Here is a 13,411-nt window from a genome sequence, read left to right as displayed (position 1 = left end):
CCTATGTCCGTATCGCTGACCCGCTGGCTGCCCGGCCTGCTGCTGACCGCCGCCCTGCCCCTGCTCGCTCACGCCGAAGGCCCGCAATACGGCCCGCAATTGCAGGGTTTCGAGTATCCCTACACCCTCAAGCACTTTGCCTTTCAGTCTCAGGGCAAGTCGCTGCAGATGGGTTACATGGACGTCGCCGCCCACGGCAAGGCCAACGGGCGCACCGTGGTGCTGATGCACGGCAAGAATTTCTGCGGCGCGACCTGGGACAGTTCGATCAAGGCCCTCAGCGAAGCCGGTTACCGGGTGGTCGCCCCGGATCAGATCGGTTTCTGTACCTCCAGCAAACCCGATCACTACCAGTACACCTTCCAGCAATTGGCGGCCAACACTCAGCAGCTGCTCAAGGCGCTGGGCATCCAGAAAGCGACCCTGCTCGGCCACTCCACCGGCGGTATGCTCGCCACCCGTTATGCGCTGCAATATCCGGATCAGGTCGAGCAACTGGCGCTGGTCAATCCGATCGGCCTGGAAGACTGGAAAGCCCTCGGCGTGCCGTATCGCAGTGTCGACCAGTGGTATCAGCGCGAACTGAAAGTCACCGCGCAGGGCATCCGCGACTATGAACGCACGACCTATTACGACGGTCGCTGGAAACCCGAATTCGACCGTTGGGTGGACATGCTCGCCGGCCTGAGCAACGGCCCGGGCAAGACTCAGGTCGCATGGAACTCGGCGCTGATCTACGACATGATCTTCACTCAGCCGGTGTACTACGAGTTCAAGGACCTGAAGATGCCGACCCTGCTGCTGATCGGCACCTCCGACACCACCGCCATCGGCAAGGACATCGCGCCGCCCGAAGTGAAGGCGAAAATCGGTCACTACGAGGTGCTGGGCAAGCAGGTGGCGAAACTGATTCCTCAGTCCACGCTGGTGGAATTCCCCGGCATGGGCCACGCCCCCCAGATGGAAGAGCCGGCGAAGTTCCACGAGGCGCTGCTGGGCTGGCTGGACAAAACCAATCCCGTTCGTTGAAGAGGTAACGCTGATGGCGGTGCAGATTGCGGTGATCGATGACTGGCAGGACGTCGCGCGGGGCGTAGTCGACTGGTCGGTGCTCGACAGTCTCGGCGAAGTCACCTTCGTCCATGAGTACCCGGCGGACAACGCCACGCTGGCCGAGCGTCTGGGCCGGTTTGAAGTGATCTGCGTGATGCGCGAACGCACGCGCTTCGACGAAGACCTGCTCAAACGCTTGCCGAACCTGAAGCTGCTGGTCACCGGTGGCATGCGCAACGCAGCGCTGGACATGCCGGCCGCCGCCCGTCTCGGGATCAAGGTCTGCGGGACCGACAGCTATAAACACGCGGCACCGGAACTGACCTGGACGCTGATCATGGCTGCCACCCGCAATCTGGTGAACGAGGCCAACGCTCTGCGCGCCGGTCAGTGGCAGCAAGGTCTGGGCAGCGACCTGCACGGCAAGACCCTCGGCATTCTTGGCCTTGGCAGCATCGGCCAGCGGGTGGCGCAATTCGGTCAGGTGTTCGGCATGCGTGTGATCGCCTGGAGTGAAAACCTCACCGCCGAGCGCGCTGAACAGGCCGGCGTCACCTATGTCAGCAAGCAGCAATTGTTCGAACAGGCTGACGTGCTGTCGGTGCACCTGGTACTCAGCGACCGCAGCCGGGGTCTGGTCGATGCCCAGGCACTGGCCTGGATGAAACCGACCGCACTGCTGGTCAACACCGCGCGCGGACCGATTGTCGACGAAACGGCACTGATCAAGGCCTTGCAGAAACAGCGCATCGGCGGTGCGGCCCTCGACGTGTTCGATCAGGAACCGCTGCCGGCGCTGCACCCGTTTCGCACCCTCGACAACGTGCTGGCCACGCCCCATGTCGGCTACGTCAGCCGCCAGAACTATGAGCTGTTCTTTTCGCAGATAATCGAAGACATTCAAGCCTGGTCAACCGGGGAACCCGTCCGCCTGCTCAACTGAAACCCTCGCCTTCGCGGGCACCCCCTGCCCGCGAAGCAGCACCCGCTGTCCGCCCGCCGACACAACTGTCCGCACCGCAACAGTGCGCCCGCACATTCCCGGCGCCCGAAATCGTGACCGCCCGGTCACCATTTCGCATCATAGAACCCGCCAAACGTGCACTTCGTCGGGGCGCGCCCTCTCTCAAGGCCACGTATTTCGTGAGTCTGCAACAGATTGTCGAACAATTCATCCGATGACCCTGGCCCGCTCTAGGATCTGGCCTAGACTGATTTTCGCGGGGTAAAACCGGCCGGTCACAAAGTCAAAAATTCGTCGAAACTTTTGCAGATCGCGACGGGTCATCTGATAGGCAGGGCCAAAGCGACTGGTTCAACTCTTGCAATGGCCCCCTCACCCATTCTGCTTGCGCGTGTTGGGTAGCGTTTGCTCACCGATGCGTGGCGCGTTTGCGCCCGGCCACAGGACCTGGCCACGGACATCGCTTGTTCAAGACAAGAATCAGATCAAAGAGACGGGAGATTCATATGATCAGTGCGGCATTGGATATTCAGGGAGAACGGGCTCATCAGCCGATGGGTGAATCGAGCACCGTAAGTGTTCCCGGCAGCCGGTCGATCAACGTCCCGAGCACCAAGACGCTGACCCCGGTGGCCAGTCAGAACCCCAACAAGAAGAAAGTCTTGTTCGTCACCTCGGAAATTGCCGATCTGGTGAAGACCGGCGGTCTGGGAGACGTTTCAGCCGCCCTGCCCCGCGCCATGGCGCACCTGCATGACGTCCGGGTGTTGATCCCCGGTTACCCGCAAGTGATGAACAGCGAGAATCCGATCCACATCATCGGCGAACTGGGCGGTCACGCCGCGCTGCCGCCCTGCAAGATCGGGCGCATGGACATGCCCGATGGTCTGGTTATTTACGTGTTGATCTGCCCTGAACTCTACGCTCGCGACGGCGGCCCGTATGGCGCCAACAACGGTCGCGACTGGCCGGACAACCACATTCGCTTCGCCCGTCTGGGCCTGGCCGCCGCCGATATCGCGGCCAACCTCGCACAAATCCACTGGTGCCCGGATCTGGTGCACGCCCACGACTGGCCGGCCGGGTTGGCGCCTGCCTATATGCACTGGCGCGGGCAACGCACACCGACCCTGTTCACCATTCACAACCTCGCTTATCAAGGCGTGACCAGCCTCGGTTCGTGCCCGGAACTCGGGATCCCCGCTCATGCCCTGCAACAGGAAGGCATGGAGTTCTACGGCAAGATGTCGTTCCTCAAGGCCGGCATGGCTTATTCGAGCCACATCACCACGGTCAGCGCCACCTACGCGCAGGAAATCACCACCCCGGATTTCGGCTGCGGTCTCGACGGTTTTCTCGCCGCCAAGACCCAGCAAGGTTTGCTCAGCGGCATTCCCAACGGCATCGATGAAAGCTGGGATGCCGCCACCGACCCGCACCTGTTTGCACCATTTGCCATTGGCGACTGGGAAGGCAAAGCCGTGAACGCCGCCCACGTGCGCGAACTGTTCGGTCTGCATGACTCCGAGGGCCCGCTGTTTGCCGTGGTCTCGCGTCTGGTTTATCAAAAAGGTTTGGACCTGACCGAGGCGGTGTCGGAATACATCGTCCAGAACGGTGGCCAGATCGCGATCATCGGCCGTGGCGAACCGGAAGAAGAACAAGCCATGCGCGAACTGGCGCTGCGCTTCCCCGGCCAGATCGGTGTGCGCATCGGCTTCAACGAAACCGACGCCCGCCGCATGTTCGCCGGCAGCGATTTCCTGTTGATGCCATCGCGTTATGAGCCCTGCGGTCTGAGCCAGATGTACGCCCAGCGTTTCGGCTCGCTGCCGGTGGCGCGCAACACTGGTGGGCTGGCCGACACCATTGAAAACGGCGTCACCGGTTTCCTGTTCAACGAATCCACCGCCGACAGCTACCGCGAAGCCCTGAGCCGCGCGTTCAAGGTGTTTGCCTTCCCCGAACTGCTCAATGCAATGCGTTGCCGGGCGATGGCCGCACCCTTCAACTGGTGCAAGGCGGTCGAACCTTACGCCGAACTCTACGAACGACTGGTGGCCAAGGCGCTGGGTAAAACGCACCACAAATAACCAGGGAGGTTTTCAACGATGCCGTCACGGACACCTGAGAGCTGGCCCCACGGCGCGATCATGCTGGATGCCGAGCACACCCAATTCGCGTTGTGGGCGCCGGATGCGTTTTACGTCAGCGTCGAGCTGGACAACGGCCAGTCCCTGCCGATGCTGCCGCAGGGCGATGGCTGGTTTGTCATCAAGACCCGCTGCCCTGCCGGCAGCCGCTACCGTTTCAACATCGATGGCGAACTGGAGGTGCCCGACCCGGCCTCCAGGGCGCAGGACGGTGACCTCGACCGCCACAGCGTGGTGGTCGATCCGCACCTCTATTCCTGGCGCAACACGACCTGGCAAGGGCGCCCCTGGAATGAAGCGGTCATTTATGAACTGCATGTCGGCGCGCTCGGCGGATTTGCCGAAGTCGAGCAGCATCTCTCACGCCTCGCGGAGCTCGGCATCACCGCCATCGAACTGATGCCGATCGCGCAGTTTCCCGGCGATCGCAACTGGGGCTACGACGGCGTGTTGCATTACGCGCCACAAGCCAGCTACGGCACGCCGGAACAACTCAAACATCTGATCGACAGCGCCCACGGTTATGGTCTGGCGGTGATTCTTGATGTGGTCTACAACCACTTCGGCCCCGACGGCAATTACCTGCACCGCTACGCCAAGGGCTTTTTCCGCGAAGACAAACACACGCCGTGGGGCGCGGCCATCGACTTCCGTCGTCGCGAAGTGCGGGACTTCTTCGTCGAAAACGCGTTGATGTGGCTACTGGAATACCGTTTCGACGGCCTGCGCCTGGATGCGGTGCACGCCATTCAAAGCCCGGATTTTCTGCCTGAACTTGCCCGTCGCATACGTCAGCAGATCGACCCGTCCCGGCATGTGTGGCTGACCATCGAAAACGAACTCAACCAATCCAGCCTGCTTGAGGAAAATTACGACGCGCAGTGGAACGACGATGGCCACAACGCCCTGCATGTATTACTGACCGGTGAAACCGACGCCTACTACGCGGACTATGCACTGCAACCCACCGAACAACTGGCCCGCTGTCTGAGCCAGGGTTTCGTGTTTCAGGGTCATATCACCCGCCACGGGGAGCCCCGTGGCGAGCCAAGCGAGCATCTGCCATCCACCGCCTTCGTGCTGTTCCTGCAGAATCACGACCAGATCGGCAATCGCGCCTTCGGCGAGCGCCTGCATCAATTAGCCGAGCCGCGCGCGGTGGACGCTGCGACAGCGTTGTTGTTGCTGTCGCCGATGATTCCCCTGATATTCATGGGCGATGAATACGCGGCCCAACAGCCATTCCTGTTCTTCACCAGCCACCATGGCGAACTGGCGAAACTGGTGCGCGAAGGTCGGCGCAATGAGTTCGCGGCGTTCAGTGCCTTCTCGGATCCGCACAAGCGTGAACAAATTCCCGACCCCAACGCCGAGCAGACCTTTCACGCCTCACAACCTCGCCTGACGGGTAACGGCACGCCTCGGCAACAGGCGACGCTGGCGTTGTATCGCCAGCTTCTGCAACTGCGCCATCAATACATCATTCCCAACCTGTCCGGCACTCAAGCCCTCGGCGCCCAGGTGCTGGGGCCTGGCGCCGTCAGTGCGCGCTGGCGGCTGGGCGATGGCAGCGAGCTGCGAATCGACCTGAACCTCAGCGATACGCCAGTGGTCAACCTTCCACAGGCTGATTCGGCGTGGCTGTTTCGTCAGCCATCCGACGCTGGCCTGTCGGATGAGGGGCAACTGCCCCCGTATTGCGCGCTCGTCAGCCTCACGGCCGCAACCCCTTTGCCCCCCTTGGATGGAGAGCGCCTATGAGTGATGCGCAACTGGAAATTCTCGCCAGCCGAGCCGGCCTTGCCGTCGACTGGATCGACGCCAACGGGCGAGCGCAAAAAGTCGCCCCGGCGGTGCTGCGCAATGTGCTGATCGGCCTCGGTCACCCGGCCGGAACGGCTCAGGAAATCGACGCCAGCCTGCTTGAACTTCAACAGGTACAGGAAAATCGCCATCTACCGCCACTGCTCACTGCCGATGTTGGCGTGGGCGTGGACCTGGCCCGCTATTTCGAACCCGAGACCCCTTGCGAGATTCACCTGGAAGACGGCTCGCGCCTGAGTCTCAAGCTGGATGCCGAGGCCGTGTTGCCCGGCGAAATTCCGGTCGGCTATCAGCAAGTGCACATCGCCGATCAGCAATTCACCCTGGCCGTGGCACCGGAACGCTGCTTCAGCGTGGGTGACGCGGTGGACAGCCCGATCCCGCGCGCGTGGGGCCTGAGCGTGCAGCTTTATGGCCTGCGCCGCCCCGGCGATGGCGGTTTCGGCGACACCCAGGCCTTGGAAGAACTGGCCCGTGTGGCCGGTGAGCGCGGGGCCGATGCCTTGGCGATCAGCCCGCTGCACGCGATGTTCAGCGCCGACACCGGGCGCTACAGCCCCTACTCGCCGTCCAGTCGGCTGTTTCTCAATCCGCTGTATGCCGCACCCGGCGCGATCCTCGGCGAACGCGCCCTGCGCGATGCGATTGACGCGGCCGGGCTGACCGAGCAGTTCGAGCAACTGGAAAACCTGAAACTGATCGACTGGCCGAAAGCAGCCGAGGCCAAACTGAAACTGCTGCAAGCCTTGTACGACGGCTTCATCAGCGGCGAACACCCGTTGCACGCCGACTTTTCCAGTTTTCGCGATGCCGGCGGCGAAGCGCTGGAAAACCACTGCCGCTTCGAAGCCATCCAGGAAATGCGCGCCGCCCGTGGTGAGAGCCTCGACTGGCGCCAATGGCCGGAGCACTGGCACGACCCGCGCGGCGCCGCCCTCGGCGCATTTGCCGAGGAATACGCCGAGCGCATCAGCTACTTCGCGTTCTGCCAATGGTTGATCCACCGTTGCCTGGAACGCGCCCAGACCGCCGCCCGCAGCGCCGGCATGGGCATCGGCCTGATCGCCGACCTGGCCGTGGGTGCCGACGGCGCCGGCAGTCAGGCCTGGAGCTTTCAGGACGAACTGCTGGCCTCGCTGACCGTCGGCGCGCCACCGGACATCCTCAATCGCTCAGGCCAGGGCTGGGGCATTTCCGCGTTTTCCCCGGAAGGTCTGGTGCGCAACGGCTTTCGTGCGTTCATCGACATGCTGCGCGCCAACTTCGCCCACGCCGGCGGGCTGCGCATCGACCATGTCATGGGCCTGCAACGGTTGTGGGTGATTCCCAACGGCGCGGTTCCGGCGGACGGCGCCTACCTGTATTACCCGGTGGATGACCTGTTGCGTCTGTTGACTCTCGAATCCCATCGCCATCAAGCGATCGTGCTCGGCGAAGACCTCGGCACCGTGCCCGATGGCCTGCGGGAAAAACTCATCGCCCGCGCCATGCTCGGCATGCGCGTGCTGTTGTTCGAACAGGACAACACCTTTTTCAAACCGATCCTCGACTGGCCGGACAACGCGCTGGCCACCACCAGCACCCACGATCTGCCGACCCTCAACGGTTGGTGGCATGGTCGCGACATCGACTGGAATGCGCGACTGGGACTGATCGACGCCAACGGCGAAATCGACTGGCGCCGTTACCGCGAACGCGAGCGTGAAGGCCTGCGCAATGCCCTGAGCCAGGACCCGCAGAACTTTCGCGAGGAATCCCACGAGGCCGATCAGGTGGTCGACGCCGCGGTGCGTTTCCTCGGCCACACCCGTGCGCCGTTGGTTCTGCTGCCGTTGGAAGATGCGCTGGGGCTCGACGAGCAGGCCAACCTGCCCGGCACCATCGACACCCACCCCAACTGGTCGCGCCGCTTGCCGGCCACCAGTGAGACGCTGCTCGACGGTGTCGACGCCGCAAGACGCCTGGAACTATTGGCGTGTGCCCGCCTTCAGGCAGCCGAGCGTGACCAATGAGTGCATTGCCTATCCAGACCCTGCGCGCCACGGTTCGCCTGCAATTTCACCGAGGCTTCACCCTCGATCAGGCGGTACCGCTGGTGCCGTATTTCTCTCGACTCGGCATCAGCCACATTTATGCCTCGCCGCTGCTGGCCGCACGCGCCGGCTCCATGCATGGCTACGATGTGGTCGATCCGACCCGGGTCAATCCGGAACTCGGCGGCGAACCAGCCTTGCGTCGTCTGGTCGCCAGCCTGCGCGAGCACGGCATGGGGCTGATCCTCGACATCGTCTCCAATCACATGGCGGTCGGTGGCGGTGACAACCCGTGGTGGCTCGACTTGCTGGAATGGGGCCGACTGAGCCCCTACGGCGAGTTCTTCGACATTCAGTGGCACTCGCCCGATCCGCTGATGGAAGGCCAGTTGCTGCTGCCGTTTCTCGGCAGCGACTACGGTGTCGCATTGCAGGACGCGACTCTGCCGCCGCTGTTCAATGCCGAGAGCGGCACTTTCCATGTCGAGCATTACGAGCATCACTTCCCGATCTGCCCTACCGATTACGGCGAACTGCTCAGATCCGATGACAGCCCGAACGACGCGCTCAAGGCCCTCGCCGACCGTTTCAGCGCGCTCGGCTATCAGACCGACGCCCGCTCACTGGCCCTCCCGCTCAAGGAGGAGCTCCAGCAACTGGCCAGCGACCCGCACATTCTGCAAGCCATTGAGCGCAATCTGACGCACTACGATTCGAAAACCGAAGAAGGTTTTCAGCGCCTGCACCAATTGCTGGAACGGCAAAGCTATCGCTTGGCGAGCTGGCGCACAGCGGCGGATGACATCAACTGGCGGCGCTTCTTCGACATCAACGAACTCGGCGGTTTACGGGTCGAGCGTCCGGCAGTGTTCGAGGCCACCCACGGCAAGATCTTCCAGTTGATCGGCGAAGGCCTGATCGACGGCCTGCGCATCGACCACATCGACGGCCTCGCCGACCCGCGCGGCTACTGCCGCAAGCTGCGCCGTCGTCTTGACCATCTGGCGCCGGGCCGGCACTTGCCAATTTACGTCGAGAAGATTCTCGGCGACGGTGAAACCCTGCCCACCGACTGGTCCGTGGACGGCAGCACCGGTTACGAGTTCATGAACCAGCTGTCGCTGCTGCAACACGATCCCGACGGCGAACATGTCCTCGGTGATTTGTGGAAACGCCGCACCGAACGCCCTTCGGCGTTTATCGAAGAGGCGCAACTGGCGCGCCAGCAGATCCTCAATGGTTCGCTGGCCAGCGATTGCGAAAGCGTTGCTCAGGCCCTGCTGCAAGTGGCGCGCGACGACCTGATGACCCGCGACCTCACGCTCGGCTCGATCCGCCGAGTGTTGCAGGCGTTGATCGTGCACTTCCCGGTGTATCGCACCTACATCACCCCGATGGGCCGCTCGGCGCGCGACGAGGTGTTTTTCCAGCAGGCCATGGACGGTGCGCGGCAGACTTTGAGCGAAGCCGATTGGCCAGTGCTGGACTCCGTAGCCGGTTGGCTTGGCGGCCAGCCGTGGCGGCGCAAACCCCGTGGCCGTTCGCGCAAAATCCTCAAGCATGCCTGCGTGCGCTTTCAGCAACTCACTTCACCGGCCGCCGCCAAAGCGGTGGAAGACACCGCGCTGTATCGCTCGGCGGTGCTGCTGTCGCGCAATGATGTCGGTTACAACACCGAGCAGTTCAGCGCACCGGTCAGCGACTTTCACGCGGTGAACCAGCAACGTCTGGCGAGCTTCCCGGACAACCTGCTGGCCACCGCCACCCACGACCACAAACGCGGCGAAGACACCCGCGCGCGACTGGCCGTACTCAGCGAACGCAGCCACTGGTACGCCGAGCAGATCGAGCTGTGGCGCGCCCTCGCCCGACCGCTGCGCCATGACGATCAGCTGCCGTCGTCGTCGGACGAATTGATCCTCTATCAAGCGCTGCTCGGCAGTTGGCCGCTTGACCTGCGCGACGACGATCAGGCCGGTTTCGCCGAGTACGCCAAACGTATCTGGCAGTGGCAGCAGAAAGCCCTGCGCGAAGCCAAGCTGCAAAGCAGCTGGAGTGCGCCGAACGAGGCTTACGAAAACGCCGCTCAAGCGTTCACCGAACAATTGCTGCTGGCCCCCGAAGGTGAACTGCTGCGCGGGGCGCTGGCCAAGACCGTCAACAGCATCGCGGCGGCCGGCGCCCTCAACGGTCTGGCGCAAACCTTGCTGCGCATGACCGTGCCGGGGGTGCCGGATCTGTATCAGGGCAACGAGTTCTGGGATTTCAGTCTGGTCGATCCGGACAATCGGCGGCCCGTCGACTATGCCGCCAGGCAGCAGGCGCTGGAGGCACCAGGGCCGGTTCAGGAGCTATTGGAGAACTGGCGCGACGGGCGAATCAAGCAAGCATTGATCGCCGAGGTGCTGCGCCTGCGCGCCGACGACACCGAGTTGTTTCGCCGTGGTTCGTACCAGGCCCTCGAGGTACTGGGCAGCCAGGCGCACAACGTGCTCGCGTTTGCCCGCGAGCATGGGGAGCGACGGATCATCGTGATCGTGCCGATCCGTTGCGCAACATTGATGGAAAACAGTGCTGTGCCGATGGTTGATGCGCTGCGCTGGGGCGATACACGGGTGGTTTTACCGTTCGACGCCTCTGACGAAAATCTGAAGGGACTTTTTTCGAGCACCGCAGTCACAAAAAACAGGGAGCTGCAGGTCAGCGCCGCGCTGGGGGATTTCCCGGTCAATCTGCTTATCCAACACGTCTAGCAGCATGAGTTCAGTTCAGGAGCATTGCGATGAGTACCGACGATAAACGCATCCGCGAATTCGCCTATCAGATCTGGGAATCCGAAGGTAAGCCCGAAGGCCAGGAATCGCGCCACTGGGAGATGGCGCGCAAGCTGGCCGAAGCCGAGGCGCTGGCGCCGAAAAAATCGCCAAAGGCTGCCGGCAGTAAAACCGCCGGCAAGACCGCCACCGGCAAAGCCGTCGATGGCAAGACGCCCGCCGCCAAGCCCAAGGCCACGACGGCCAAGGCCAAGCCAGCCAGTGCCGCGAAAGTGATTCCCCCGGGCGAAAAAGCCACCGAGAAAAAGCCCCGCGCGCCGCGCAAGCCGCCTGCGGTCTGACGCTCCCCGAACCATTGATTTGAATAACCGTGTGGCGGGTTCGCTCGCCACCGAGGGCTTACTCGTCCTCGAAAAACATCTACCCCCCGATTTTTTGCAGGAGCACCTATGACCCGTCCAAAGAAAGCCGAGCCCGCCGCGCACGCCGAACCCTCGCGCATCCGTGAAGGCCTGCCCTTCCCGCTCGGCGCGACCTGGGATGGTCTGGGGGTGAACTTCGCGCTGTTTTCCGCCAACGCCACCCGCGTTGAATTGTGCATTTTCGACGATGCCGGCGAAGTCGAACTCGAGCGCATCGAGCTGCCGGAATACACCGACGAGATCTACCACGGCTATCTGCCCGATGCACATCCAGGCCTGATCTACGGCTACCGGGTCTACGGCCCGTACGACCCGGCCAACGGCCACCGCTTCAATCACAACAAGTTGCTGATCGACCCCTACGCCAAGCAGTTAGTGGGCGAGTTGAAATGGTCCGAAGCGCTGTTCGGCTACACCATCGGCCATCCGGACGCCGATCTCAGCTTCGACGAGCGCGACAGCGCGCCTTTCGTTCCCAAGTGCAAGGTCATCGACCCGGCCCACACCTGGGGCCACGACCACCGCGTCAGCGTGCCGTGGGACAAGACCATCATTTACGAGACCCACGTGCGCGGCATCAGCATGCGCCACCCTTCAGTGCCCGAGAACGTGCGCGGGACGTTCGCCGGGCTGATGGTCGACGACGTGCTCGAACACATCCGCAAGCTGGGTGTGTCGACCGTCGAGCTGTTGCCGATCCATGCCTTCGTCAACGATCAGCACCTGCTGCACAAGGGCATGACCAATTACTGGGGTTACAACAGCATCGCGTTCTTCGCCCCGGATCCGCGCTATCTGGCCAGCGGCAAGATCGCCGAGTTCAAGGAGATGGTCGCGCACCTGCACGACGCCAATCTCGAAGTGATTCTCGACGTGGTCTACAACCACACCGCCGAAGGCAACGAGCAAGGCCCGACCCTGTCGATGCGCGGGATCGACAACGCCTCGTACTACCGCTTGATGCCGGACGACAAGCGCTTCTACATCAACGATTCCGGCACCGGCAACACCCTCGACCTGAGCCATCCGTGCGTGCTGCAAATGGTCACTGACTCGCTGCGCTACTGGGCCAGCGAAATGCACGTCGACGGCTTCCGCTTCGACCTGGCGACCATCCTCGGCCGCTATCACGACGGATTCGATGAACGCCACAGTTTCCTCGTGGCCTGCCGCCAGGACCCGGTGCTGCGTCAGGTGAAAATGATCGCCGAGCCTTGGGACTGCGGCCCCGGCGGTTATCAGGTCGGCAACTTCCCGCCGGGCTGGGTCGAGTGGAACGACAAATTCCGCGACACCGTGCGCGCCTTCTGGAAAGGCGATGACGGCCAGCTCGCCGACTTCGCCAGCCGCATGACCGCGTCCGGCGAGATGTTCAATCAGCGTGGCCGCCGGCCCTATTCGTCGGTGAATTTCGTCACTGCTCACGACGGTTTTACCCTCAACGACCTGGTGTCCTACAACGACAAGCACAACGAGGCCAACGACGAAAACAATCAGGACGGCAGCAACAACAACCTGTCCTGGAACCACGGCGTCGAAGGCCCCACCGACGACCCGGAAATCAACGCGCTGCGCCACCGGCAGATGCGCAACTTCTTCGCCACCCTGCTGCTGTCCCAAGGCACGCCGATGCTGGTGGCCGGCGACGAATTCGCCCGCACCCAGGACGGCAACAACAATGCCTACTGCCAGGACAGCGAAATCGGCTGGGTCAACTGGGACCTGAGCGAGGACGGCAAGGCGCTGCTGAAATTCGTCAAACGCCTGATCAAGTTGCGCCTGGCGTATCCGATCCTGCGACGCGGGCGTTTCCTGGTCGGCGAATACAACGAGGACATCGGCGTCAAGGACGTGACCTGGCTTGCGCCGGACGCCACGGAAATGACCACCGAGCACTGGCATGACGCGCAGAATCGCTGCATGGGCATGTTGCTTGACGGTCGCGCTCAGGAAACCGGGATCCGCCGCAAAGGTGGCGACGCCACGTTGCTGCTGGTGGTCAACGCCCATCACGACATCGTCAACTTCACCTTGCCGGAAGTACCCGAGGGCAGTTTCTGGACGTGCATGATCGATACCAACCAGCCATCGATCCGTGGCCAGGAGCGTTTCGAGTTCGGTCACGAGTACTCGGTCACCGGACGCTCGCTGCTGCTGTTTGAACTGCAACGTGAAGAAGAGGACTGAC

General features: G+C 62.7%; 8 protein-coding genes. All 8 read left to right on the top strand.

Annotated features, from left to right (window positions below; all coding sequences use genetic code 11):
- The first annotated feature begins 3 nt into the window (after positions 1 to 3).
- The 8 genes from QRN46_RS15105 (at position 4) to glgX (ending at position 13,410) form a co-directional block, all read left to right on the top strand.
- A complete protein-coding gene (locus QRN46_RS15105) occupies positions 4 to 1,029 on the top strand; it encodes an alpha/beta fold hydrolase (RefSeq protein WP_085611706.1) in 1,026 nt (341 codons plus the stop codon).
- 13 nt (positions 1,030 to 1,042) lie between these two features.
- Positions 1,043 to 1,996, top strand: coding sequence for a D-2-hydroxyacid dehydrogenase family protein (locus tag QRN46_RS15100; RefSeq protein WP_285355577.1), 954 nt, complete (start codon positions 1,043 to 1,045; stop codon positions 1,994 to 1,996).
- Between the two features lie 527 nt (positions 1,997 to 2,523).
- Positions 2,524 to 4,110 (top strand): glycogen synthase GlgA, encoded by a 1,587-nt coding sequence (glgA, locus tag QRN46_RS15095; RefSeq protein ID WP_221614727.1) that lies wholly within the window; start codon positions 2,524 to 2,526, stop codon positions 4,108 to 4,110.
- Between the two features lie 18 nt (positions 4,111 to 4,128).
- Positions 4,129 to 5,931: a malto-oligosyltrehalose trehalohydrolase gene (treZ, locus tag QRN46_RS15090; protein ID WP_285355576.1), complete on the top strand. Its 1,803-nt coding sequence runs from the start codon at positions 4,129 to 4,131 to the stop codon at positions 5,929 to 5,931.
- A complete protein-coding gene (gene malQ, locus QRN46_RS15085) occupies positions 5,928 to 8,006 on the top strand; it encodes a 4-alpha-glucanotransferase (RefSeq protein ID WP_285355575.1) in 2,079 nt (692 codons plus the stop codon). The genes treZ and malQ overlap by 4 nt, the downstream gene beginning before the upstream one ends.
- Positions 8,003 to 10,780: a malto-oligosyltrehalose synthase gene (locus QRN46_RS15080; RefSeq protein WP_285355573.1), complete on the top strand. Its 2,778-nt coding sequence runs from the start codon at positions 8,003 to 8,005 to the stop codon at positions 10,778 to 10,780. Before malQ ends, QRN46_RS15080 begins: the two co-directional genes overlap by 4 nt.
- Positions 10,781 to 10,809: 29 nt before the next feature.
- Positions 10,810 to 11,142, top strand: a complete 333-nt coding sequence (locus tag QRN46_RS15075) for a DUF2934 domain-containing protein (protein WP_285355571.1) — start codon at positions 10,810 to 10,812, stop codon at positions 11,140 to 11,142.
- Between the two features lie 108 nt (positions 11,143 to 11,250).
- Complete coding sequence (glgX, locus tag QRN46_RS15070; RefSeq protein WP_064596299.1) at positions 11,251 to 13,410, top strand: glycogen debranching protein GlgX; 2,160 nt, start codon at positions 11,251 to 11,253, stop codon at positions 13,408 to 13,410.
- Position 13,411: the final 1 nt, after the last annotated feature.

The sequence above is a fragment of the Pseudomonas sp. lyk4-R2A-10 genome (assembly GCF_030209075.1).
In the GTDB taxonomy this organism is placed as follows: Bacteria; Pseudomonadota; Gammaproteobacteria; order Pseudomonadales; family Pseudomonadaceae; genus Aquipseudomonas; species Aquipseudomonas glycinae.
The sequence above is the reverse complement of the archived record's forward strand: the minus strand, read 5'-3'. Positions and strand labels throughout refer to the sequence as shown.

What these genes read in the sequence shown, in the direction of transcription:
- QRN46_RS15100 (WP_285355577.1), top strand. Translation starts at nt 1,043, where the DNA reads ATGGCGGTGCAGATTGCGGTGATCGATGACTGGCAGGACGTCGCGCGG.
- treZ (WP_285355576.1), top strand. Translation starts at nt 4,129, where the DNA reads ATGCCGTCACGGACACCTGAGAGCTGGCCCCACGGCGCGATCATGCTG.
- QRN46_RS15075 (WP_285355571.1), top strand. Translation starts at nt 10,810, where the DNA reads ATGAGTACCGACGATAAACGCATCCGCGAATTCGCCTATCAGATCTGG.
- QRN46_RS15105 (WP_085611706.1), top strand. Translation starts at nt 4, where the DNA reads ATGTCCGTATCGCTGACCCGCTGGCTGCCCGGCCTGCTGCTGACCGCC.
- glgA (WP_221614727.1), top strand. Translation starts at nt 2,524, where the DNA reads ATGATCAGTGCGGCATTGGATATTCAGGGAGAACGGGCTCATCAGCCG.
- glgX (WP_064596299.1), top strand. Translation starts at nt 11,251, where the DNA reads ATGACCCGTCCAAAGAAAGCCGAGCCCGCCGCGCACGCCGAACCCTCG.
- malQ (WP_285355575.1), top strand. Translation starts at nt 5,928, where the DNA reads ATGAGTGATGCGCAACTGGAAATTCTCGCCAGCCGAGCCGGCCTTGCC.
- QRN46_RS15080 (WP_285355573.1), top strand. Translation starts at nt 8,003, where the DNA reads ATGAGTGCATTGCCTATCCAGACCCTGCGCGCCACGGTTCGCCTGCAA.